General features: G+C 71.5%; 19 protein-coding genes. 9 read left to right on the top strand and 10 right to left on the bottom strand.

Annotated elements, in window-relative coordinates; translation table 11 throughout:
- Positions 1-90 precede the first annotated feature (90 nt).
- Positions 91-717, bottom strand: a complete 627-nt coding sequence (locus tag ACH4ZA_RS39015; RefSeq protein ID WP_319281188.1) for a TetR/AcrR family transcriptional regulator — start codon at positions 715-717, stop codon at positions 91-93.
- Positions 718-954: 237 nt separating this feature from the next.
- Between ACH4ZA_RS39015 and ACH4ZA_RS39010 the strand changes: the two genes are divergently transcribed.
- From ACH4ZA_RS39010 to ACH4ZA_RS38995, 4 genes are all read left to right on the top strand, one after another.
- Positions 955-1,929, top strand: coding sequence for a tetratricopeptide repeat protein (locus ACH4ZA_RS39010; protein ID WP_319281185.1), 975 nt, complete (start codon positions 955-957; stop codon positions 1,927-1,929).
- A 646-nt stretch (positions 1,930-2,575) separates the two neighbouring features.
- The gene (locus ACH4ZA_RS39005; RefSeq protein WP_319281183.1) at positions 2,576-3,205 is read left to right on the top strand and encodes a DUF6230 family protein; all 630 of its coding nucleotides are present in this window, start codon (positions 2,576-2,578) and stop codon (positions 3,203-3,205) included.
- 118 nt (positions 3,206-3,323) lie between these two features.
- Positions 3,324-3,971 carry a DUF6114 domain-containing protein gene (locus ACH4ZA_RS39000; protein ID WP_398433761.1) on the top strand — a complete coding sequence of 216 codons (648 nt, stop codon included), beginning with the start codon at positions 3,324-3,326 and terminating at the stop codon, positions 3,969-3,971.
- Positions 3,961-5,385 carry a hypothetical protein gene (locus ACH4ZA_RS38995; RefSeq protein ID WP_398433760.1) on the top strand — a complete coding sequence of 475 codons (1,425 nt, stop codon included), beginning with the start codon at positions 3,961-3,963 and terminating at the stop codon, positions 5,383-5,385. Before ACH4ZA_RS39000 ends, ACH4ZA_RS38995 begins: the two co-directional genes overlap by 11 nt.
- A gap of 120 nt (positions 5,386-5,505) precedes the next feature.
- On the opposite strand, the gene pyk is transcribed toward ACH4ZA_RS38995, so the two are convergent.
- The 3 genes from pyk to pta all read right to left on the bottom strand — a co-directional run bounded on the left by pyk (position 5,506) and on the right by pta (position 10,378).
- Positions 5,506-6,936, bottom strand: coding sequence for a pyruvate kinase (gene pyk, locus ACH4ZA_RS38990; RefSeq protein ID WP_319281177.1), 1,431 nt, complete (start codon positions 6,934-6,936; stop codon positions 5,506-5,508).
- 116 nt (positions 6,937-7,052) lie between these two features.
- Complete coding sequence (locus ACH4ZA_RS38985; protein ID WP_398433759.1) at positions 7,053-8,258, bottom strand: acetate kinase; 1,206 nt, start codon at positions 8,256-8,258, stop codon at positions 7,053-7,055.
- Positions 8,255-10,378, bottom strand: a complete 2,124-nt coding sequence (pta, locus tag ACH4ZA_RS38980; RefSeq protein WP_319281173.1) for a phosphate acetyltransferase — start codon at positions 10,376-10,378, stop codon at positions 8,255-8,257. The genes ACH4ZA_RS38985 and pta overlap by 4 nt, the downstream gene beginning before the upstream one ends.
- Before the next feature lie 228 nt (positions 10,379-10,606).
- On the opposite strand from pta, the gene ACH4ZA_RS38975 reads away from it, so the two are divergent.
- A complete protein-coding gene (locus ACH4ZA_RS38975; RefSeq protein WP_319281171.1) occupies positions 10,607-11,632 on the top strand; it encodes an ATP-dependent 6-phosphofructokinase in 1,026 nt (341 codons plus the stop codon).
- Between the two features lie 58 nt (positions 11,633-11,690).
- Here ACH4ZA_RS38975 and ACH4ZA_RS38970 read toward each other — a convergent pair whose 3' ends face one another.
- From ACH4ZA_RS38970 to ACH4ZA_RS38960, 3 genes are read right to left on the bottom strand one after another with little or no spacing between them, the layout of a single operon-like run.
- The gene (locus tag ACH4ZA_RS38970) at positions 11,691-11,879 is read right to left on the bottom strand and encodes a hypothetical protein (RefSeq protein WP_398433758.1); all 189 of its coding nucleotides are present in this window, start codon (positions 11,877-11,879) and stop codon (positions 11,691-11,693) included.
- A gap of 55 nt (positions 11,880-11,934) precedes the next feature.
- Positions 11,935-12,630 (bottom strand): response regulator, encoded by a 696-nt coding sequence (locus ACH4ZA_RS38965; protein ID WP_319281169.1) that lies wholly within the window; start codon positions 12,628-12,630, stop codon positions 11,935-11,937.
- Positions 12,627-14,276: a sensor histidine kinase gene (locus ACH4ZA_RS38960; protein WP_319281167.1), complete on the bottom strand. Its 1,650-nt coding sequence runs from the start codon at positions 14,274-14,276 to the stop codon at positions 12,627-12,629. Before ACH4ZA_RS38960 ends, ACH4ZA_RS38965 begins: the two co-directional genes overlap by 4 nt.
- Positions 14,277-14,399: 123 nt before the next feature.
- Here ACH4ZA_RS38960 and ACH4ZA_RS38955 point away from each other — a divergent pair, with 123 nt between their 5' ends.
- The 4 genes from ACH4ZA_RS38955 (at position 14,400) to ACH4ZA_RS38940 (ending at position 19,236) form a co-directional block, all read left to right on the top strand.
- On the top strand, positions 14,400-15,830 hold the full coding sequence (locus ACH4ZA_RS38955; RefSeq protein ID WP_319281209.1) for a cation:dicarboxylate symporter family transporter: 1,431 nt from the start codon (positions 14,400-14,402) through the stop codon (positions 15,828-15,830).
- A gap of 235 nt (positions 15,831-16,065) precedes the next feature.
- On the top strand, positions 16,066-16,494 hold the full coding sequence (locus tag ACH4ZA_RS38950; protein ID WP_319281165.1) for a MerR family transcriptional regulator: 429 nt from the start codon (positions 16,066-16,068) through the stop codon (positions 16,492-16,494).
- Positions 16,491-16,823, top strand: a complete 333-nt coding sequence (locus ACH4ZA_RS38945; protein ID WP_398433757.1) for a thioredoxin family protein — start codon at positions 16,491-16,493, stop codon at positions 16,821-16,823. The genes ACH4ZA_RS38950 and ACH4ZA_RS38945 overlap by 4 nt, the downstream gene beginning before the upstream one ends.
- 169 nt (positions 16,824-16,992) lie before the next feature.
- The gene (locus ACH4ZA_RS38940) at positions 16,993-19,236 is read left to right on the top strand and encodes a HelD family protein (protein WP_398433764.1); all 2,244 of its coding nucleotides are present in this window, start codon (positions 16,993-16,995) and stop codon (positions 19,234-19,236) included.
- Positions 19,237-19,333: 97 nt separating this feature from the next.
- Here the strand turns inward: ACH4ZA_RS38940 and glgB are convergent, their stop codons facing one another.
- From glgB to ACH4ZA_RS38925, 3 genes are all read right to left on the bottom strand, one after another.
- Complete coding sequence (gene glgB / locus ACH4ZA_RS38935; protein ID WP_398433763.1) at positions 19,334-21,667, bottom strand: 1,4-alpha-glucan branching enzyme; 2,334 nt, start codon at positions 21,665-21,667, stop codon at positions 19,334-19,336.
- A gap of 211 nt (positions 21,668-21,878) precedes the next feature.
- Positions 21,879-23,267 carry a maltokinase gene (locus tag ACH4ZA_RS38930; protein WP_398433756.1) on the bottom strand — a complete coding sequence of 463 codons (1,389 nt, stop codon included), beginning with the start codon at positions 23,265-23,267 and terminating at the stop codon, positions 21,879-21,881.
- A gap of 87 nt (positions 23,268-23,354) precedes the next feature.
- Positions 23,355-23,696 (bottom strand): alpha-glucosidase C-terminal domain-containing protein (locus ACH4ZA_RS38925; protein ID WP_398433755.1); only part of this gene is annotated, 342 nt, incomplete at its 5' end.

Here is a 23,696-nt window from a genome sequence, read left to right as displayed (position 1 = left end):
GCTGCACACCTACAATCACCACCGCGGACACACCGCGCTGAAGGGCCAACCACCCGCCAGCCGCGTCCCCAACCTCTCAGGGCAATACACCTAGGCCTGCCCGGAGGCCGGCGTCAGGCCCAGGAGCAGGACCCGGGTGAAGGCGTGCACCCATTCCTCGTCCGCCGGTTCCGCGCTGACCAGCGTGCGGTGCACCACCGCTCCCGCCACGACGTCGAAGATGAGGTCGACGGTGCGCGCGGCCTCGGCCGGGTCGGTCTCCATGGGGAGTTCGCCGCGCGCCTGGGCCCGGGCGCGGCCCTCCAGGACCAGGCCCTTCTGCGGCTCGACGATGGAGGCGCGGATGCGCTCGCGCAGAGCGTCGTCGCGGGTGGACTCGGCGACGACCGCCATCAGGCCGTTCTTGGCCTCCGGTTGCGCCAGGATCGCCGCGAACTGCAGGACCACGCCCTCGATGTCGGCGGCGAGGCTGCCGCGGTCGGGGAGTTCGAGCTCGTCGAACAGTTCCGCGACCGCGTCCACGACCAGTTCGTTCTTGCCGGCCCAGCGGCGGTAGAGCGTCGTCTTGGCGACGCCGGCGCGTGTCGCCACGTCGCCCAGGGTCAGTTTCGACCAGCCCAGCTCGACCAGCGCCGCACGCGTCGCGGCCAGGATCGCGGCGTCCGCGGCGGCGCTGCGCGGGCGGCCCGTACGGACTGCGGGCGTGCGGCTCTGCATTCTCCGACCATAACCGCAGGTTTTTCCGCTGCGTCCGTGAGGCAGATCACTGGGAGGCGCTTGGCGCGAGAGCACTCGGTGCCATTACGCTACGACTCGTAGCGAAAGCTCGCGACGGACGTACGCGAGCCGGACCCGGCACGGCGCGGGGTGGGGACCCGAGCGCCCGTGCCCGGGATGTTCGGGAGTATTCGGATCGCTTTTCACGCAGGCGCGCGGACGGGGGAGGATAGACGCATGCAGCCACGGAACATGTCCATGAGCGGAGTCGTCGACCTCGCCGCGGTGAAGGCGGCCCAGGAGGCCAAGGCCAAGGCGGAACAGACGCGCGCCGAAGCGGCACGGCAGGGCGGCACGGGAGCCGTCTCCCCGGCCGACCTCGTGATCGACGTCGACGAGGCGGGGTTCGAGCGGGAGGTCCTGCAGCGGTCCGCCGAGGTGCCCGTCGTCATCGACTTCTGGGCCGAGTGGTGCCAGCCGTGCAAACAGCTGAGCCCGGTCCTGGAGCGACTCGCCCTCGAGTACGACGGCCGCTTCCTGCTCGCCAAGATCGACGTCGACGCCAACCAGATGCTGATGCAGCAGTTCGGGGTGCAGGGCATTCCGGCCGTGTTCGCCGTCGTCGCCGGACAGGCGCTGCCCCTCTTCCAGGGCGCGGCCGGCGAGGCGCAGATCCGCCAGACCCTCGACCAGCTGGTGCAGGTCGCCGAGCAGCGGTTCGGGCTGACCGGCCTGACCGTCGACCCCGACGCCGGCCCGGGCGACGCCCAGGCCGCTCCGGCCGAGCCCGTCGGACCGTACGACGCGCTCCTCGAAGCCGCCGTGCAGGCGCTGGACGGGGGCGACTTCGGCGGCGCGGTGCAGGCCTACAAGAACGTCCTGGCCGACGACCCCGCAAACCCCGAGGCCCGACTCGGTCTCGCCCAGGCCGAGTTGCTCCAGCGGGTCGGCGACATGGATCCGCAGCGGGTACGCAGTGACGCGGCCGAACGTCCCACCGACGTCGCGGCCCAGATCGCCGCGGCCGACCTGGACCTGGTGGGCGGTCATGTCGAGGACGCCTTCGGCAGGCTCATCGACACCGTGCGGCGCACGGCCGGCGACGACCGGGACGCCGCGCGGGTGAGATTGCTCGAACTGTTCGACGTGGTCGGCCCCGACGACCCACGGGTGGCGGCGGCACGGCGGGCGCTGGCGCGCGCGTTGTTCTGACCCCGTCCGGCCCCGGTTCTGACCAGTCGCTAAACGTCGGGGCCGGTGGTGTCGGAGTGAAAATTTCGTCGAAGTGGTTCCCCAGCGGCCGCGCTTTACCAAATCTTGGTAATCGCGGCCGCTGTTACTAGGAGTAAGGCCAGGCCGTCGGTCTGTCGGTTTCTGTCCATTGGTCAACAGTTTTGTCCTGGGCATGAAAGACACCCTGCGTCGTCGGCCGAGACCTGTGGGTCGTTGTTCGGTTATCCGGCCGTTACTAGCCAGTAACGAACCCCCTTGTGCGGGCGGCGAGAATGCACCACGATCGGCCACGCTCGGTCCAATCCCGTACCCCGACAGCCGGTTGGGCGGACGGGTTCTCCTGGGTCCCCACCGAGCAGGGTCGACGACAGTGACGTCGGCCCTCGGACAGGGGGGTCTTCGCCGAGGCGGAGCCTGTCCGGCAAGGTTGTGCGTGATGCGTGTCAGGCGCGACCAGTGGTTGTCGCTCGGGGGTGATCGCCGGTGATTCGGTGCGCGGTACGCGCCTCCGGAACAGGCGCTCCCCTTCCCGAGGACGTAGCACTTCTCCCATCCCTGGCCGGCTGACTCGCCCTCATCGGAGGCGAGCCGGAGCCAGGAGATGTACGTCCGAGAAGGAGGAAATATGGAGTCCCAGGTGCGTGGCGGGACCAGATGGAAGCGCTTCGCTGTGGTCATGGTCCCCAGCGTCGCCGCTACGGCGTGTATAGGTGTCGCCCTCGCGCAGGGTGCCCTGGCCGCGTCGTTCAGTGTTTCGGGGCAGTCGTTCAAGGTCACCGCCGACAAGCTCGTCGGTACCGGCTTCGCGCAGTACGGAGCCATCGACTCGGGGTACAACCTCGACGGCAGCAAGACTGCTCACGCGGTCGCGGTCTCGTCCTTCACCAAGGCCGAGATCACGAACATGTGCCAGTCCGTGGTCACGCCGAACATCCCGCTGCTCGGCTCGGTGAGCCTGACGCTGAAGGCGGGCGGCGGCAGCAAGCCGGTCGAGGCCGACAACCTCTACATCGACGTCGAGGACCTCAGCGCCGACGCGACGTTCGAGAACATCCGGATCGGCGTCGCCGGCAAGGACCTCAAGGGTCCCGGCATCAAGAGCGGTGACGCCGCCAACCCGTTCGGCTTCGGTCAGGACGCCGAGAAGGCCACCCTGACCGACGTGAAGCAGACGGCGTGGGCCACCACTGCCGGAACCTTCAAGCTCAGCGGCCTGAAGATGTCGCTGTCGTCGGGTGTCAAGGAGTGCTACTAAGCACTCTCTGACGGGCGGGGGAGCCGGTGGCGCCCCCGCCCGTCCAGTCTGAAGCCCGGGGCTTCACCAGTCGTACGACTCACCACCACAGCAAAGCCGCACCAGGGAGCTGTTTTCCATGAGCGCCGAGACCCCTGACGCCCCCGGGCAGTTCACCCGCCGGAGGCAGCAGTTCCGCGCCTGGCGGGGCACCAGGCCGTTCTGGGCGGGCCTGTTCGTCCTTATCGCCGGCTTCCCCATCGCCTACTTCCCCTACGCCCACCTCCAGGTGGGCCATCTGACCTTGGCGATGGCGACCACGGCGGGCGCGGGGTCGCTGATCATCGGCGTCCTGCTCGGCGTCCTGGGCATCAGTCTGTGGTTCCAGAAGCACGTTCAGGTCTTCGCGGGCGTCGCGGCGATCCTGCTCGGCCTGGTGTCCATCCCGGTGTCCAACCTCGGCGGCTTCCTGATCGGCTTCTTCTTCGCGCTGATCGGCGGGGCGATGGCCGTGTCGTGGGCTCCCGGCGCGCCGCCCGCGCCCGCCCCGGGCCCGGAGGCGTCCGCCGACGCCGGTGGAGCTCCCGAGGGCGCGTTCCCCGAGGGCCCCGCGAAGACCGGCGACCTCGCCGAGAACCCGTACAGCACGGGACCGGACCGGACCGGCGGCCCGTCCTTCACGAAGGACGCCGACGGGCCGGGCGAGCCGAACGACCTGCACGACCTGCACGATCTGTCAGGAACGAGCCCGGCGAACGGGGCGAACGGGAGGCACAGTGCCGGCTGACGAGGTTTCCACCGGGAGCGATGTGGACGCTGCCCGCGTGAGAAGCACCGGGCCGCGGCACGCGGCACCCAAGAAGCCGCTGTTCACCAGGTTCCACATGCCGGCCGGCAAGGCGATAGCCCTGGCGGCCATGCCGACGGCGGTGCTGATGGGCATGGGCTTCACGCCCACCCTCGCCAACGCCGAGGGCCAGCCGGCGTCCAAGAGCCTCACGATCGACGAGTACAAGGACTGCGTGGCGGCCCTCGCGGACGCCTCCGCCTCGCCGTCCGCCTCCGCGAGCGAGTCCGCCGACGACGCCAAGGGCGACACGAAGGACGACGCCAAGGACGACTCCAAGGACGACTCCAAGGACTCCTCGGACAGCTCCAAGGGCGACTCGGACGACTCCAAGGGCACGGCGGGCGATTCGGGCAAGGGCGGTTCCGCCTCGTCGGATTCAGGTTCCGACGACGCGGCGAAGCCCTCCCCGTCGGCGTCCTCCGCCCCCGAGAAGTCCGCGACGTCCGCCGACACCACGACGACGGCCCCGACGGACACCGAGACGGGCAAGAACGTCCTGGAGACCATCGGCGACGCCATCACGGACCTGTTCGACGGCAAGGACGCCGACGCGACGACCGGGGCCGACCCCTCGCCGTCGGCCTCCGCCCCGGCCGGTGACGCCGCGTCGGGCTCCGGCTCCTCGGACGCCTCCGGCTCGGGCACGTCCGGCGACTCGTCGTCCGGCAAGACCTCCTCCGGCAAGACGTCCTCGGGGAAGACCTCCTCGGGCACGTCCAAGGACACCGCCGACGCCGTCACCGGCAAGGCGAAGGACACCGCCGAGGACACCGCCGACAAGGCCGGGGAGACGGCGAAGGACGTCAAGGACACCGCCGCCGACGCCACGGCCTCGCCGAGCGCCTCCAAGGACGCCGCGAAGGACGCCGAGGACTGCCCCGCCGCCACCGACGACGAGGGCGGGATCGACAACGGCAAGGTCGCGCTGCCCGACGAACCCTGGTACCTCAACGCGAGCTCGCTGCTGCTCAAGGGCGCCGACTACCAGGGCGTCGTGAAGGTGAAGACGGCCAACGGCACGGTCAAGGAAGTGCTGAAGTACGTCATCTCCGGCGGCACCGACATCGGCGACCTGCACCAGACGGTCAACGACAAGCAGTCCGGCAAGACGTACCACGTGCAGGCCGGCAAGGGCACGACGTCCACCATCCGCGACGGCGACACGGTCATGTACACGGAGAGCATCTCCGGGAACCTGTTCGGCCTGATACCGGTGACGTTCAGCCCGAAGAGCCCGCCGCCGCTGAACATCCCGCTGATCTACTTCACCAACGCGAAGGTCCAGCAGGCCGGCCAGTTCGGCGGCACGCTGCACGTCCCCGGACTGCACCAGTTCACGACCGCCGGCTGAGCCGAGCGCCGCGCGAGCCCACCAGCCCGTCCGGGAGCCGCACAAACGCCTGAGGGCGCCCCCTGTGTCACAGGAGGCGCCCTCAGGCGCGTACAGGGCCCTTCAGGGGCCGCTGCCCGCTCAGTCGCGGGAGCCGCCGCCGAGGTGGTGGACCCGGAGCATGTTGGTGGTGCCGGGGACGCCGGGGGGCGAGCCGGCGGTGATGATGACGACGTCGCCCGGGTTGAAGCGGTTGATCTTGGCGATCTGCTGGTCGACCATGTCCACCATCTCGTCCGTGGTGTTCACGAACGGCACGACGTGCGACTCGACGCCCCAGCTGAGCGCCAGCTGGTTGCGGGTGTCCTCGTCGGTGGTGAAGGCGATGATCGGCTGGGACGCGCGGTAGCGCGAGAGCCGGCGGGCGGTGTCGCCGGACTGGGTGAACGCCACCAGGCCCCGGCCGCCGAGGAAGTCGGAGATCTCGCACGCGGCGCGCGCGATCGAACCGCCCTGCGTGCGCGGCTTCTTGCCCGGGACGAGCGGCTGCAGACCCTTGCTGAGCAGCTCCTGCTCGGCCGCGGTGACGATCTTCGACATCGTCTTGACGGTCTCGATCGGATACGCGCCCACGCTCGACTCGGCCGACAGCATGACCGCGTCCGCGCCGTCCAGGATCGCGTTGGCCACGTCGGAGGCCTCGGCGCGGGTCGGCCGCGAGTTGGTGATCATCGACTCCATCATCTGGGTCGCCACGATCACCGGCTTGGCGTTGCGCCGGCACAGCTCGATCAGGCGCTTCTGCACCATGGGGACCCGCTCGAGCGGGTACTCGACGGCGAGGTCGCCACGGGCGACCATCACACCGTCGAACGCCATCACGACGTCCTCCATGTTCTCCACCGCCTGCGGCTTCTCCACCTTGGCGATGACGGGGACCCGGCGGCCCTCCTCGTCCATGACCCGGTGGACGTCGGCGACGTCCTTGGCGTCCCGGACGAAGGACAGCGCGACCAGGTCCGCGCCCATGCGCAGCGCGAACCGCAGGTCCTCGATGTCCTTCTCGCTCAGCGCGGGCACGTTGACGGCCGTGCCGGGCAGGTTGATGCCCTTGTGGTCGGAGATGACCCCGCCCTCGATGACGATCGTCCGCACCCGCGGGCCCTCGACGTCGAGGACCTTGAGCTCGACGTTGCCGTCGTTGATGAGGACCTGGTCGCCGCGCGAGACGTCGCCGGGCAGGCCCTTGTAGGTCGTGCCGCAGATCGTCTTGTCGCCGGGGACGTCGTCGGTGGTGATGGTGAACTCGTCACCCCGCACCAGCTCGACCGGGCCCTCGGCGAAGGTCTCGAGGCGGATCTTGGGGCCCTGGAGGTCGGCGAGGACACCGATGGCCCGGCCGGTCTCCTTGGCGGCGGCACGGACACGGTCGTACCGGCCCTGGTGCTCGGCGTGGGAGCCGTGGCTGAAGTTGAAACGGGCCACGTTCATGCCGGCCTCGATCAGCGACACGAGCATTTCGTGGGAGTCGACCGCGGGGCCGAGAGTACAGACGATTTTCGAACGGCGCATGGGGCGATCCTATCGGTTTGTTTCGCAACGGAATATTCCGTCTGACGGAGAACAAATGAGAAGGAGTGTGCTCAGTTGCTTTCCTGCTCAGTTGCGCATGGCGGAGTCACAAATGATTACCGCTTCACCAGTGCGTAGGTCTGTGTCGCGATCTCCAGTTCCTCGTCCGTCGGCACCACGGCGACCGCCACCCGCGCGCCGGCGGGCGAGATCAGCCGCGGCTCGTCACCGCGCACCGCGTTCAGTGCGTCGTCCACGGCCAGGCCCAGGGAGCCCAGACCCGCGAGCGCCGCCTTGCGCACCGGAGCCGCGTTCTCCCCGACCCCGGCGGTGAACGCCACCGCGTCCACGTGCCCGAGCACGGCGTAATAGGCCCCGATGTACTTCTTCAGCCGGTGAATGTAGATGTCGAACGCGAGCTTCGCCCGCTCGTCGCCCTCGTCGACCCGCCGACGGATCTCCCGCATGTCGTTGTCCCCGCAGAGCCCGACCAGACCGCTCTTCTTGTTGAGAAGAGCATCGATTTCGTCGATGGACATTCCGCCGACACGAGCCAAATGGAAGATGACGGCCGGGTCGACGTCTCCCGAGCGCGTACCCATGACGAGGCCCTCCAAGGGCGTCAGCCCCATCGAGGTGTCCACGCAGCGGCCCCTCTCGACGGCTGACGCCGACGCCCCGTTGCCGAGGTGCAGCACGATGACGTTCACCTCCTCGGGGGACCTGCCCAGCAGCCTCGCCGTCGCCCGGGAGACGTACGCGTGCGACGTCCCGTGGAAGCCGTAGCGCCGCACCCGGTGCGCGTCGGCCGTCTCGACGTCGATCGCGTAGCGGGCCGCCGACTCCGGCATCGTCGTGTGGAAGGCGGTGTCGAACACGGCGACCTGCGGCAGGTCGGGGCGCAGGGCCGTCGCCGTGCGGATGCCCGTCAGGTTCGCCGGGTTGTGCAGCGGCGCGACCGGGATCAGCCGCTCGATCTCGGCGAGCACCGCGTCGTCGACCACGGTCGGCCGGGTGAAGTGCCGCCCGCCGTGCACGACCCGGTGCCCGATCGCGGCGAGCTCGGGGGAGTCCAGCCCGAGGCCGTCCCTGGCCAGCTCCTCGGCGACGGCCTTCAGCGCCGCGTCGTGGTCGGCGAACGGCCCGCTCTGCTCACGGGTCGCGCCGCCGGCGGCGAGCGGGGAGTGCTTGAGCCGGGAGGTCCGCTCGCCGATGCGCTCGACGAGCCCGCTCGCCAGCCGGCTGCTGTCCCGCATGTCGAGCAGCTGGTACTTCACCGACGAGGAGCCGGAGTTGAGGACGAGGACGCGGGTCGCGCTCACAGGTCGGTCGCCTTCTCGCTGGGGGTCCGGCCGGAGTCCCGGCCGGTCTGGGACGGAATCTGGGCCTGGATCGCCGTGATGGCGACGGTGTTGACGATGTCCTGGACGAGAGCGCCCCGGGACAGGTCGTTCACCGGCTTGCGCAGCCCCTGCAGCACCGGCCCCACCGCGATCGCGCCGGCCGAACGCTGCACGGCCTTGTAGGTGTTGTTGCCGGTGTTGAGGTCCGGGAAGATCAACACGCTGGCCTGGCCGGCGACTTCGGAGCCCGGCAGCTTGGTGGCGGCGACGGTCGGCTCGACGGCGGCGTCGTACTGGATCGGCCCCTCGATCTTCAGGTCGGGGCGCCGCCTGCGCACCAGCTCCGTCGCCTCCCGCACCTTGTCGACGTCCGCGCCCGAGCCGGACGTGCCGGTGGAGTACGACAGCATCGCGATCCGCGGCTCCACGCCGAACTGCGCGGCCGTGGCGGCCGCCTGGACGGCGATGTCGGCGAGCTGCTCGGCGTCCGGGTCGGGGTTCACCGCGCAGTCGCCGTAGACCAGGACCTTGTCGGCGAGGCACATGAAGAACACCGACGACACGATGTCGGCGTCCGGCTTGGTCTTGATGATCTCGAACGCCGGCCGGATGGTGGCCGCCGTCGAGTGCACGGACCCGGAGACCATGCCGTCGGCGAGGCCCTCCTGCACCATGAGGGTGCCGAAGTAGTTCACGTCGGAGACGACGTCGTAGGCCAGCTCGACGGTGACGCCCCGGTGGGCGCGCAGTGCGGCGTACTTCTCGGCGAAGGCGTCGCGCAGCTCGCTGGTCGCCGGGTCGACGAGCCGGCAGTCGCCGAGGTCGATGCCCAGGTCGGCGGCCTTCTTGCGGATCTGGTCCACCGGCCCGAGCAGGGTGAGGTCGCACACGCCGCGGCGCAGCAGCACCTCGGCCGCGTGCAGCACCCGCTCCTCGGTCCCCTCCGGCAGCACGACCCGGCGCTTGTCGGAGCGGGCCTGTTCGAGGAGCTTGTGCTCGAACATCATCGGCGTGACGCGGTCGGTGCTCGGCGCGGAGACGCGCCGCAGCAGATCACCCGTGTCCACGTGCCGCTCGAACACCCCCAGCGCGGTCTCCGCCTTGCGCGGCGTGGCCGCGTTCAGCTTGCCCTCCAGGGAGAACAGCTGCTCGGCGGTGAGGAAACTGTTGCCGGGCACCGACACGACCGGTGTGCCGGGGGCGAGGCGGGCGGCGAGCGTCAGGATCTCCTGTGTCGGCACTTCGCCGAGGGTGAGCAGCACACCGGCGATCGGCGGGGTGCCGGCGCTGTGCGCGGCCAGCGAACCGATCACCAGGTCCGCACGGTCGCCCGGGGTGACGACCAGACAGCCCGGGGTCAGCGCCTCGAGGAAGTTCGGCAGCATCGCCCCGCCGAAGACGAAGTCGAGGGCGTCGCGGGCCAGTCCGGAGTCGTCGCCCAGCAGCACCCGCGCGCCGAGGGCGTGGCTGATCTGCGAGACCGTCGGCGCGGACAGCGCGGGCTCGTCGGGCAGCACGTAACAGGGCACGGGCACCCGGGCGGCCAGCCGGGAGGCGATCTCCTCCCGGTCCTCCCGGTCGACCCGGTTGGTCACCATGGCGAGAACGTCGCAACCGAGACCCTGGTACGCCCGGTAGGCGTTGCGGGTCTCGGCGAGCACGGACTCCACCGTCTGCTTGCGGCCGCCGACGACCGGGATCACGGACGCACCGAACTCGTTGGCCAGACGCGCGTTGAGGGCGAGTTCGTCCGGGAACTGGGTGTCGGCGTAGTCGGTGCCCAAGACGAGGACGACGTCGTAGGCGCGGGCGACGCGGTGGAAGCGCTCCACGAGGGTCGAGACCAGTTCGTCCGCGCCCTGCTCCGCCTGCAGGGCGGACGCCTCGTGGTAGTCCATGCCGTAGACCGTGGCCGGATCCTGCGCCAACCGGTAGCGCGCACGCAGCAGTTCGAAGAGCCGGTCGGGCCCGTCGTGGACGAGGGGGCGGAACACGCCCACCCGGTCGACCTGCCGGGTCAGGAGCTCCATGACCCCCAGTTCGACGACCTGGCGGCCGTCGCCGCGGTCGATACCGGTCACGTACACGCTGCGGGTCACGCCAGCTCTCCGTTTCGTTCCGGGGTGCTTGGTCCGGGCCTTTGTCCGGGGCCTCTGTTCCGGGGCATCTGTTCCGGGACACAAAAATCGCCCACCTAGGTGAGCAGATCCCTCTTGACAATACCCCCGGCCGTGGTTAAGGCGCCCGTCAAGAGACAGCGTGCTCGGCGGCGTGAAACAATCGGATCCGGCTCACCGGCAACGACAGCGAGCAGGAGACACAGCACGATGCGCATCGGAGTCCTCACGGCAGGCGGCGACTGCCCCGGCCTGAACGCAGTGATCCGGTCGGTCGTGCACCGCGCCGTCGACCATTACGGCGACGAGGTCATCGGCTTCGAGGACGGCTACGCCGGGCTCCTCGACGGCCGCTACCGGGGGCTCGACCTCAACGCGGTGAGCGGCATCCTCGCCCGCGGCGGCACCATCCTCGGCTCCTCCCGCCTGGAGCGCGACCGGCTGCGCGAGGCCTGCGAGAGCGCCTCCGACATGATCCACGACTTCGGCATCGACGCGCTCATCCCGATCGGCGGCGAGGGGACGCTGACGGCGGCGCGGATGCTGTCCGACGCCGGGCTGCCGGTGGTGGGCGTGCCCAAGACGATCGACAACGACATCTCCTCCACCGACCGCACCTTCGGCTTCGACACGGCGGTCGGGGTCGCCACCGAGGCGATGGACCGTCTGAAGACCACCGCCGAGTCCCACCAGCGGGTCATGGTCGTCGAGGTCATGGGCCGCCACGCGGGCTGGATCGCGCTGGAGTCCGGGATGGCGGCGGGCGCGCACGGCATCTGCCTGCCCGAACGGCCCTTCGACCCCGCGGACCTGGTGAAGATGGTCGAGGAGCGGTTCGCGCGCGGCAAGAAGTTCGCGGTGATCTGCGTCGCCGAGGGCGCGCACCCGGCCGAGGGCACCATGGACTACAGCAAGGGCGCGATCGACCAGTTCGGTCACGAGCGCTTCCAGGGCATCGGCACGGCGCTGGCCTACGAGCTCGAGCGGCGGCTCGGCAAGGAGGCCCGCCCGGTCATCCTCGGCCACGTCCAGCGCGGCGGCGTCCCGACGGCCTACGACCGCGTCCTCGCGACCCGCTTCGGCTGGCACGCGGTGGAGGCGGCGCACCGCGGCCAGTTCGGACGGATGACGGCGCTGCGCGGCACGGACGTGGTGATGGTGCCGCTGGCCGAGGCGGTCACCGAGCTGAAGACGGTCCCCGCGGACCGGATCGTCGAGGCCGAGTCGGTCTTCTAGGCCTGACCCCGGGCCGCCCCCGCCGGGCGGCCCGGCGGTCTGCCGGACGTCCGCCTCCTCAGGCGGTCCGGTTCGCGACGCCGGTCCAGAAGCGGTCGACGATCCGGTCGAGGAAGTCCCGGCCGGCGTCGCTCGCCTCGCCGGCCGCGCCGCCCTCGCCCCAGCTCAGGGTGGCGACCATCCGGCCCTGGTAGTCCCGGTGCAGCTCCTGCAGCGCGGCCTCCAGCAGCCGCCGGTCCAGGGGCACGATCCGCTCCACCGGCTCGCCGCCTGCTCGCCGAGGCGTTGCCGGGGCTCGTCGGTCAGCGGCTCTTCGCTGCTCCCCTGACCCACCGGTACACCAGCTCGGGGCGTCCCACCTGTCCGTACAGCGGCTTGCGCTCGGCCCGGCCCGACTCCACCAGATGCTCCAGATACCGCCGGGCAGTGATCCGGGAGATGCCCACCGCCTCGGCCACGCCGGCCGCCGTCAGCCCCTCCGGCGACTCCCGCACCGTCGACGTGACGCGCTCCAGGGTCGGGGCGCTCAGGCCCTTGGGGAGGGCCGCCGGGCCGGGGGCGCGCAGGGCGGCGAGCGCCCGGTCGACCTCGTCCTGACCGCTGGCCTCGCCCGCCGCGCCGCGGAACTCGGCGTACCGGACCAGCCGGTCCCGCAGGGTCGCGAATGTGAACGGCTTCAGCACGTACTGGACGACGCCCAGCGAGACGCCCTCCCGGACCACGGTGAGGTCCCGCGCCGACGTCACCGCGATCACGTCCGCGTGGTAGCCCGCCGCCCGCAGGGAGCGGGCCAGCTGCAGCCCGTGCGCGTCGGGCAGGTGCAGGTCCAGCAGGAGCAGGTCCACCGGCGTGCGGTCCAGCAGCCGCCGGGCCTCCGCCCCGGTGTGCGCCTTCCCCACGGCGACGAACCCCGGCACCCGTCCGACGTACATGACGTGGGCGTCCGCGGCGACCGGGTCGTCCTCCACGACCAGCACTCTGATCGGTTCCTCGCTCATCCTCTGCCTCCCGGTCCCGACACGGATCCGGAGGTACCGGACGCGGCCTTCGTGCGCAACGGCAGGCGCACCGCGAACTCGGCCCCGCCGCCCGCCGCCTCCGTCACCGACAGCGTTCCCTCGTGCCGCTGCACGGCCTGCCGGACCAGCGCGAGACCGAGGCCCCGCCCGCCCGGCCCGGCCGGTTTCGTGGAGAAGCCGCGCTCGAAGACCTGGGAGGCGTGCGCGGGATCCACACCCGTCCCCGTGTCGGCGACCCGGAGCAGCAGCTCGGAGCCCTCCGTGGAAGCCGTCACCGTGACCTTCGCGCGGACGCTGCCCTGGGCCGCGTCCACCGCGTTGTCGATGAGGTTGCCGAGGATCGTCACCAGGTCGCGGGCGGGCAGGGTCTCGGGCAGCAGCCCGTCGTCCAGGGTGCTCTCCTGCGAGACCACCAGCTCCACGCCCCGCTCGTTGGCCTGGGCCGTCTTGCCCAGCAGCAGAGCCGCGAGGACCGGCTCGCTGACGGCGGCGACCACCTGGTCCGTCAGGGCCTGCGCCAGCTCCAGTTCCGCCGTCGCGAAGTCCACGGCCTCCTCGGCACGCCCCAGCTCGATCAGCGAGACGACCGTGTGGAGACGGTTGGCCGCTTCGTGGGCCTGCGAGCGCAGAGCCTGGGTGAATCCGCGTTCGGAGTCCAACTCGCCCATCAGGGACTGGAGTTCCGTGACGTCGCGCAGGGTCGCCACCGTCCCGCGCCGTTCGCCGCCGGACACCGGGGAGGTGTTCACCACCAGTACCCGGTCCGCCGTCAGATGCACCTCGTCCACCCGCGGCTCCGAGGCGAGCAGCGCGCCCGTCAGCGGGGCCGGCAGGCCGAGCTCCGCCACCGACGCGCCGACCACGTCCCCCGAGACGCCCAGCAGCTCACGGCCCCCGTCGTTGATCAGGGCCACCTTGTACTGTCCGTCCAGCATCAGCAGCCCCTCGCGGACCGCGTGCAGCGCGGCCTGGTGGTAGTCGTGCATCCGGCTCAGCTCGGTGGCGTTCATACCGTGGGTGTGGCGGCGCAGGGACGCGTTGATGACGTACGTGCCGATCGCGCCGAGCGCGAGCGCGCCGACCGCCCACGCGAACAGGGCCGTCACCTGGTCCTGCACCCGCGCGCTGATCGCCTCGACCCGGATGCCGGCGCTGACCAGGCCGATGATGCGCTTGTCGTCGTCCCTGATGGGGGTGACCGCGCGGACGGACGAGCCGAGGGTGCCGGTGTAGGTCTCGGTGAACGTGCGGCCCGCCAGCGCCTTCGCCGTGTTGCCGCGGAAGCGCTGGCCGATCTGGTCCACGTCCGGGTGGGTCCAGCGGATGCCCTCGGTGTTCATGATCGTCACGAAGTCGACGTCGGTGTCGAGCATGACGCGGTGGGCGTAGGGCTGAAGCTCGGCCGTGGGGTTCGCGGTGTGGATCGCCGCCCGGACCGAGGGGGAGTCGGCCACCGAGCGGGCCACCGCGGTGGCCTGGCGGCCCGCGGCCTCCTCGGCCTGCCGGCCGTCGTTGACGTACGTGAACAGCGCGTATCCCGCGACGACGACCGCTATCAGCACCGCCTGCATGGCGAACAGCTGGCCGGCCAGGCTGCGGGGGCGGGGGAGGGCGGGGATGCGCATGTCGTCAGTGTGCCCCCGAGGTCGATCGTGAACTAAATGAACGGAAGGGTGACCGCCCTCACAGCAGCACGGGATAGTCACGGCATCCCCCACAACTCCCCGGACGTGAGCCGCACGCCGGTGATGCCGACGAAGACGTCAAGGAGGGCAGCCGTGGCCGCCAGCAGCACCCCCGATACGGCACCTGCCGCACCCGCCGTGAAGCGGGACCGCACCCACTACCTGTACATCGCGGTGATCGTCGCGGTCGCCATCGGCATCGCCGTGGGTCTCGCCGCCCCCGACTTCGCCGTCGAGCTGAAGCCCATCGGCACCGGCTTCGTGAACCTGATCAAGATGATGATCTCGCCGATCATCTTCTGCACGATCGTTCTCGGCATCGGGTCCGTACGGCAGGCCGCCAAGGTCGGCAAGGTCGGCGGCATCGCGCTCGGCTACTTCGTGGTCATGTCGCTCGTGGCGCTCACCATCGGCCTGGTCGTCGGCAACATCCTGGAGCCCGGCAGCGGCCTCCACATCACCGACGCCGTGAAGGAGACCGGCCAGGCGCAGGTCTCGGCGGAGGCCAAGGACACCACCGAGTTCCTGCTCGGCATCATCCCCACCACGATCCTCTCCGCGTTCACCCAGCCGGACGTCCTGCAGACCCTGCTCGTCGCACTGCTCTGCGGTTTCGCCCTGCAGGGCATGGGCAAGGCGGGCCGGCCGATCCTGCGCGGCGTCGAGCACATCCAGCGCCTCGTCTTCCGCATCCTCGCGATGGTCATGTGGGTCGCTCCCATCGGGGCGTTCGGCGCGATGGCCGCGGTCGTCGGCTCGGCGGGCGTGGACGCGCTCAAGAGCCTCGCCGTCCTGATGCTCGGCTTCTACACCACGTGCTTCCTGTTCGTCTTCCTCGTGCTCGGCGCGCTGCTGAGGATCTTCACGGGCCTGAACATCCTGACGTTCTTCAAGTACCTCGCCCGCGAGTTCCTGCTGATCCTGTCGACCTCCTCCTCGGAGTCCGCGCTGCCGCGCCTCATCGCGAAGATGGAGCACCTGGGCGTCAGCAAGCCCGTCGTCGGCATCACCGTCCCGACCGGCTACTCCTTCAACCTCGACGGCACCATGATCTACATGACCATGGCGTCCCTGTTCATCGCCGACGCCATGGGCACGCCGATGTCGATCGGCGAGCAGATCCCGCTGCTGCTCTTCCTGTTCGTCGCCTCCAAGGGCGCGGCCGGAGTCACCGGCGCGGGCATGGCGACCCTGGCGGGCGGTCTGCAGTCGCACAAGCCCGCCCTGGTGGACGGCATGGGCCTCATCGTCGGCATCGACCGCTTCATGAGCGAGGCCCGCGCCCTCACCAACTTCGCCGGCAACGCCGTCGCCACGGTCCTCATCGGCACCTGGACCAAGGAGATCGACAAGGAGCGCGTCCAGCTGGTGCTGGCGGGCGGGCTGCCGTTCGACGAGAAGACCCTGCTCGACCACGACGACCTCGACGACGACGTCGCCGCGGATCTGCCCGAGCAGCGCGAAGAGGGCGAGAAGGAACTCGCCAAGGCCTGAGCGGCCCACGGACTCCGGGTGTCCGGCCCCGCCTGAACCGGGGCCGGACACCCGGCCATCTCCGCACCGGCCCGCACCGGGCCCACCGTCTCCGGGCGGCCGAGCACTCCCCCGTGGCTCGGTCGCCCGGGTTTTTTGCGTTGCCCGGCCCCGGGCCGGGCGCTCCACGCCGCAAGGCCGGCCGGACCCCGGGCGGCTTGCCCTGACGTCGGCGTCAAGGCTTACGGTCGTGGACATGCGCATCGGAGAGCTGGCCGCGCGGGCCGGGACGACGACCCGGACGCTGCGGTACTACGAGTCGCGCGGGCTGCTGCCCGCGCGGCGCGGCGACAACGGGTACCGGACGTACGACGAGGGCGATCTGCGGCTGCTGCGGCAGATCAGGACGCTCCAGGACTTCGGTTTCGACCTGGAGGAGACCCGGCCCTTCGTGGAGTGTCTGCGGGCCGGGCACCCGCAGGGCGACTCGTGTCCGGCGTCGCTCGTGGTCTACCGCCGCAAGCTGGACGAGCTGGACGCGCTCATCGGCGAGCTGCGGGCGGTTCGCGAGACGGTCGCCGGACAGCTCGCGCGGGCCGAGCGGGCGCGGGACGAGCTGGCGGCCGAGGCGCTGGTTCCGGGGGGTCCGGAGCCGGGGTGCGAACTGGGAGGGCGGGAACTGTGATCAAGGCGGACGGCGTGACCGAGGTGACGGACGACGATTTCGGGGCGGAGGTGCTGGAGGCGGAACTGCCGGTGCTCGTGCAGTTCACGGCCGAGTGGTGCGGACCCTGCCGGCAGCTGGGCCCGGTGCTGGGCAGCATCGCCGAGGAGGAGGGCGAGCGGCTGAAGGTCGTCCAGCTGGACGTGGACCGCAATCCGCGCACCGCGATCGCGTACCACGTGCTGTCGACGCCCACCCTCATGGTGTTCCGCGGCGGTGAGCCCGTGCGGTCGATGGTGGGGGCCAGGCCCCGGCGTCGGCTGCTGGAGGAAATCGCCGACGTGATCTGATCCGAGCGGACCGGCGTCGCATACGAAGAAATCCCCCGGGCAATTGTGCCCGGGGGATTTCTCGGCGTATATTGAGTGATTCGCGACTTCACTTGAATGGAGTCGTAATGCGGTTCACTGAAGGCATCATATCCGGGCGGGAGCTGAATTGTCAAACGCCGATTTTGAATTGCAGCGCGAGCAGGAATTCATCGACGATCTGTACGCGCGTGTGGACGCCCTGCGCGGCGACGCCGAGGTCTCCGTCACGGACGCGCTCGCCCAGGGCGACACCCCCATGCAGGCCCGGCTCGAGCGGGACATCCTCGTCGCCGAGCGCTCGGGACTGCTCGCCGCGCTGAACGCGGTCGACGGCTCCCTGTGCTTCGGCCGCGTCGACCTCGCCTCCGGAGTCCACCACCACATCGGCCGCATCGGCCTGCGCGCCGGCGACGCCGAACGCACCCCGGTCCTGATCGACTGGCGGGCCGACGTCGCCCGCCCCTTCTACCTCGCCACCGGCCACACCCCGATGGGGCTGCGCAGACGACGGCACCTGACCAGCGAGGGCCGCCGGGTCACCGCCCTGCACGACGAGATCCTCGACATCGGCGACCCCACCCGCACCGGCCACGAGGACCCGACCGGCGACGCCGTCCTGCTCGCGGCGCTCGACTCGGCGCGCACCGGCCGGATGCACGACATCGTGCAGACCATCCAGGCCGAGCAGGACGAGATCATCCGCGCACCGCACCGAGGGGTGCTGGTGGTCGAGGGCGGTCCCGGCACCGGCAAGACGGCCGTCGCCCTGCACCGCGCCGCCTACCTCCTCTACGAGCACCGGCAGCTGCTCGCCAAGCGGGCCGTCCTGATCGTCGGCCCCAACCCCGCCTTCCTCGGCTACATCGGCGAGGTGCTGCCCGCGCTCGGCGAGACGGGCGTGCTCCTCGCGACGGTCGGCGAGCTGTTCCCCGGCGTGCGGGCGACGGCCGCCGACACCCGCGAGGCGGCGGCGGTCAAGGGCCGCGCCGACATGGCGGACGTCCTCGCCGACGTCGTACGCGACTGGCAGGCGCTGCCCGACCCGGTGATCGCCATCGAGCACGACCGCGAGATCCTCATGCTCGACGACGGTCTCGTGCGGGTGGCCCGCGAACGCACCCGGGCCGCCGGACTGCCGCACAACGCGGCCCGCGAGCACTTCGAGGGCCACATCCTCAACACGCTCACCGACATGGTCGCCGAACGCCTGGGCACCGACCCCTTCGACGGCAGCAACCTCCTCGACCCGAGCGACATCACCCAGATCCGCGACGAACTCGCCGAGAACCCCGAGGTGTGGGCCGCCGTCGACCAGCTGTGGCCGCGGCTGACCCCGCAGCGCCTGGTGGCCGACTTCCTCGCCGACCCGGTGGGCTACGTCTCCGACGACGACGCGGCCGTCATCCGCCGCCCCGTGACCCGCGCCTGGACGGTGGCCGACGTGCCGCTCCTCGACGAGGCCGCCGAACTGCTCGGCGAGGACGACCGGGTGACGCGGGCCCGGGCGGAACGGGAACGCGAGACGCAGATCGCCTACGCGCAGGGCGTCCTGGACGTCTCGTACGCCTCCCGCACCTACGAGTTCGACGACAAGGAGGAGGAGGACTCCGAGGTCCTGTCCGCCCACGACATCATCGACGCCGAGCGGTTCGCCGAGCGGCACGAGGAGGACGACCACCGCAGCGCCGCCGAACGCGCGGCGGCCGACCGGACCTGGGCGTTCGGCCACATCATCGTCGACGAGGCGCAGGAGCTGTCGCCGATGGCGTGGCGGCTGCTCATGCGGCGCTGCCCGACCCGCTCGATGACGCTGGTCGGCGACCCCGCGCAGACCGCGGAGGCGGCCGGCGTCGGCTCATGGGCGGACATCCTCGAGCCCTATGTGCAGGACCGCTGGGAGCACACCCGCCTCGGCGTCAACTACCGCACCCCGGCCGAGATCATGGAGGTGGCCGCCGCAGTGGTGCGCGCCGAACGCCCGGACTTCGCACCGCCGAGCTCGGTGCGGTCCACCGGCGTGCGGCCCTGGGCGCGCGCGGCCGACGACCTGCCCGACGCGGTGGCCGAGGCGGCCCGGGAGCTGACGCCCGCCGAGGGCCGGCTCGCGGTCATCGCCCCGCGCGGCCTGCACCGGCGGCTCGCCGCACGGCTGGACGGCGTGACCGCGGGCGCGGAGCCGGACCTCACGCGGACCGTCGTCCTGCTGGACCCCCGCCAGTCCAAGGGGCTCGAGTTCGACTCCGTCCTCGTGGTGGAGCCGTCCCGGTACGGCACCAGCGACCTGTACGTGGCGCTGACCCGTGCGACGCAGCGGCTCGGCGTGGTGCACAGCCGCCCCCTGCCCAAGGCGCTCGCCGAGGCGTTCGCAGCGCCCGCGACCAGCACGGCGTGACGGTCCCCGGGCCCGCGCCGCTCCCGGTCCCGGGGCGGCGCGGTGCGCGTGCGGCGGGAGGACCCGCCGGCACGCCGCCGCGCCGCACCGGCGCGGCTCAGGCGGGCCGCAGCCACACCGTCGCCAGCGGGGGCAGCGTCAGCCGGATGCTCGCGGGCCGGCCGTGCGAGCCCTGCGGCTCCGGCTTGACCGGGTCGGGGTGGCCGACGCCGCTGCCTCCGTACCGCCCGGCGTCGGTGTTGAGGGCCTCGTGCCAGGCCGGGACGTCGTCCGGGACGCCCAGCCGGTAGTCCTGGCGGACGACGGGGGACAGGTTGGAGACGGACAGCAGCGGCGTGCCCTCGGCGTCGCGCCGCAGGAAGGCGAAGACGTTGTCCTCGGACGCGTCCCCGACCACCCACTCGAAGCCCGCCGGGTCGGTGTCCCGCTGCCACAGCGCGGGGACCGCCCGGTAGACGGCGTTGAGGTCGCGCACCAGGTCCCGCACACCCCGGTGGTCGGCCTCCGCACCGTACGCCGGATCCAGCAGCCACCAGTCGGGCCCGTGCGCCTCGGACCACTCCGCGCCCTGCGCGAACTCCTGCCCCATGAACAGGAGCTGCTTGCCGGGATGGGCCCACATGTACGCCAGGTACGCCCGCAGGTCGGCGCGCTGCCGCCACCAGTCGCCCGGCATCTTCGACACCAGCGACCGCTTGCCGTGCACGACCTCGTCGTGGGAGATCGGCAGCACGTAGTTCTCGCTGTACGCGTACACCATCGAGAACGTCATCTCGTGGTGGTGGTACTTGCGGTGCACCGGCTCATGGCTCATGTACGCGAGCGAGTCGTGCATCCAGCCCATGTTCCACTTCAGCCCGAAACCGAGCCCGCCGAAGCCGCTGGGGCCCGAGTGGTGCGTGGCGCGAGTCACGCCGTCCCACGCGGTGGACTCCTCGGCGATCGTCACCACGCCCGGGTTGCGGCGGTACACCGTCGCGTTCATCTCCTGCAGGAAGGCCACCGCGTCCAGGTTCTCCCGGCCGCCGTGCTCGTTCGGCGTCCACTGGCCGGCCTCGCGCGAGTAGTCCAGGTAGAGCATGGAGGCGACGGCGTCCACCCGCAGGCCGTCGATGTGGAACTCCTCGCACCAGTAGGCGGCGTTCGCCACCAGGAAGTTGCGCACCTCGCGCCGGCCGAAGTCGAACTCCAGCGTCCCCCAGTCGGGATGGGCGGCGCGCAACGGGTCCGCGTGCTCGTACAGCGGCCGCCCGTCGAACTCCGCCAGAGCCCAATCGTCACGCGGGAAGTGCGCCGGCACCCAGTCCATCAGGACCCCGATGCCGGCCCGGTGCAGCGCGTCCACCAGGTACCTGAAGTCGTCCGGCGTGCCGAGCCGGGCGGTGGGCGCGTAGAAACCGGTGACCTGGTAGCCCCAGGACCCGCCGAACGGATGCTCGGCGACCGGCATCAGCTCGACGTGCGTGAAACCGAGGTCCCGTACATAGGCGGGCAGCTGCTCGGCGAGCTGCCGGTACGTCAGACCCGGCCGCCACGAGGCCAGATGAAGCTCGTACACGGAGAACGGGGCCTCGTGCACGGGTATCTCCGCCCGCCGGGCCAGCCACTCGGCGTCGCCCCACTCGTACCGTGAGGCGTCCACGACCGAGGAGGTGGCCGGAGGAACCTCCGTACGCCGTGCCATCGGGTCGGCGCGCAGGGTGTGCGAACCGTCGGGGCGGGTGATGTCGAACTTGTACAGCGCGCCCTCGCCGACCCCGGGCAGGAACAGCTCCCACACCCCGGACGACCCGAGGGACCGCATCGGGCACCCGGTGCCGTCCCAGTAGTTGAACGTGCCCGCCAGCCGGACGCCACGCGCGTTCGGGGCCCACACGGCGAAGCCCGTGCCGCTCACGCCCTCGTGGGTCCTCGGATGCGCGCCGAGCACCGTCCACAGCTGCTCGTGCCGGCCCTCGCCGATCAGATGCAGGTCCAGCTCGCCGAGGGTGGGCCGGAAGCGGTAGGAGTCCTCGGTCTCCAGGGTGGAGTCCTCGTACGTCACGAGCAGCCGGTACTCCGGCGGCCCGGTGAGCGGCAGCAGTCCGGAGAAGAAGCCGTCGCCGTCGTCGTGGAGCACGGCGCGCAGCTCGCCGGCGACCACCTCCACCGACCGCGCGTACGGACGCAGCACCCGGAACACCACCCCGCCCGGCGCGGGGTGCGCGCCCAGCACGGAGTGCGGGTCGTGATGCGTGCCCTCCAGCAGACGCGCGCGGTCGGCGGCGTCCGGGGCGCTGCGGAACTCCGCGACCGCCTCCGGCGAGGGAGCGGCGGCGGCCGGGGTGCCCGAGGACTCCGCGACCACCCCGGGCGAGGAGTCCGCCTGCGGCAGGGGGTCCGGCTGCGGTGTGGGGGCTGCCTCCGCAGCCGAGGGGCTTGCCTGCGGCAGGGGGGCCGCCTGTGCGGAGGGGGTCGCGTCCGGCGGAGGGGCCGCCTTCGGCAAGGGGTCCGCCCCCGCGGAGGGGTCCGCCCCTGTGGAGGGGGCCGTCTGCGGTGAGACGCCCGTCTCCGGTGCGCCGTCCGCCGGTGGGGCGGCGGGGGACTTGCGGTGGTGCGGGGCGGCCTTCTCGACCTTCTTCGGGGTCACGTGCGGAGCCTCCTCAAGGCAGGTCGGGGGGTGCGGCGAGGCGTCGTATCGCGGACAGCGGCACGGGGAGCCAGTCCGGCCGGTGCCGGGCCTCGTAGACGACCTCGTAGATCGCCTTGTCCGTCTCGTAGGCCCGCAGCAGCACGGGGTCGGTCCGCGGGTCGACGCCCGCCGCCTCCGCGTACCCGGAGCAGTAGGCCGCCCGGCAGGCGTGCGCCCAGTCCGGGGCCGGCGGGTCGGCTGAGTGGGCCGCGTAGTCGAAGGAGCGCAGCATGCCCGCCACGTCCCGCACCGCCGGCTGCGGCATCCGGCGCTCGCCCAGCGGCCTGGCCGGCTCGCCCTCGAAGTCGATCAGCGACCACTCGCCCGAGGCGTCGCGCAGACACTGCCCGAGGTGCAGGTCGCCGTGGACGCGCTGGGCGGTCCAGGTGCAGCCCTCGGCCGCGAGGTCGGCCAGCGCGGTGAACGCGGTGCGCAGTGCGGGCGCGTACGGACGCAGCGCGGGCACCGCCTGCGCCGCCGCGTCGAGCCGCTCGGTCATGCCGTGCACCGTCGGTCCCATCTGCGCCTGCCCCAGCGTCGCCGTGGGCAGCGCCCTGGCCAGCGCCCCGTGCACCTCGGCCGTGGCCCGGCCCAGCGCCCGCGCCTCGGCGGCGAAGTCCTCGCCCTTGGCGAGTTCCCGCAGCGCCAGCTCCCAGCCGTCCGCCGCGCCCTGCACATACGGCTGGAGCACGGCCAGGACGTACGACTCGTCCTCGCTCGCGCCGTCGCCGAGGTCCGCGTGCATCCACGCGGTCGGTGCGGGCACCCGGGGGCAGCCCTCGCGGGCCAGCGCCAGCGGCAGCTCGAGGTCCGGGTTGACGCCGGGCACGACCCGGCGCAGCAGCTTCAGAATGAACGTATCTCCATAGATCACGGACGAGTTCGACTGCTCGCCCGTCAGCCGGCGCGGGACCAGTCCCGACCGGATCTCCTGTTCCGGGTCGCGCTCGCAGCGCAGCGCGCCGATGCGCGTCCCGGTGCGCAGCGCCTCCAGCAGCATCTCGGCCGGCCGGGTGTCGTACAGCGCGTCGAAGACGGTCCGCCCGGCCAGCGGCCCCTGGGTCACGTGCCCGATCAGCGCCGGGGCCAGCCGGGGCGGCAGGGCCTCGCGGACGCCGATCAGCAGCTGGTAGCAGTCGCCCGGCGCCGTGCCCTGCCGGGCGCGCACCAGCAGGTGGTACAGCCCGAGCCTGGCTCCGGCGGGCAGCAGTTCGGTGGCCGCCACCAGTGAGAACCCGGTGACCGGACGCCCCTTGCCGGCGAACCAGCGCTGCCGGGGCAGCCATTCGCGCAGCAGGGGGTCCAGTGACGCGAGGAGGCCGGGGCTCGTCTTGCCGGAGAGTGTGACTGTTTCCGCCATTTCGTCACATTTCCTTTCCCCGGGGGGTCGGGGTGTTACTGATGCGTGCCCCGGGCGGGGCAGAGGAAACCGCCCCGCTGCGGGGTTCTAGACCGCGTCCGTGCGGAGCCGGAACCAGTAGAAGCCGTGGCCCGCGAGGGTGAGCAGGTAGGGCAGTTCCCCGACGGGCGGGAACCGGACGCCGCCGAAGAGCTCGACCGGGTAGCGGCCGTGGAAGCGGCTGAGGTCGAGTTCGGTGGGCTGTGCGAAGCGGGAGAAGTTGTGCACGCACAGGACGAGGTCGTCCTCGTGCTCGCGGAGGAAGGCGAGGACGGCGGGGTTGGAGGAGGGGAGTTCGGTGTAGGTGCCGAGGCCGAAGGCGGGGTTCTGTTTGCGGATCTCGATCATGCGGCGGGTCCAGTGCAGCAGCGAGGAGGGCGACGACATCGA

The sequence above is a fragment of the Streptomyces sp. NPDC020597 genome (assembly GCF_044335095.1).
In the GTDB taxonomy this organism is placed as follows: Bacteria; Actinomycetota; Actinomycetes; order Streptomycetales; family Streptomycetaceae; genus Streptomyces.
The sequence above is the reverse complement of the archived record's forward strand: the minus strand, read 5'-3'. Positions and strand labels throughout refer to the sequence as shown.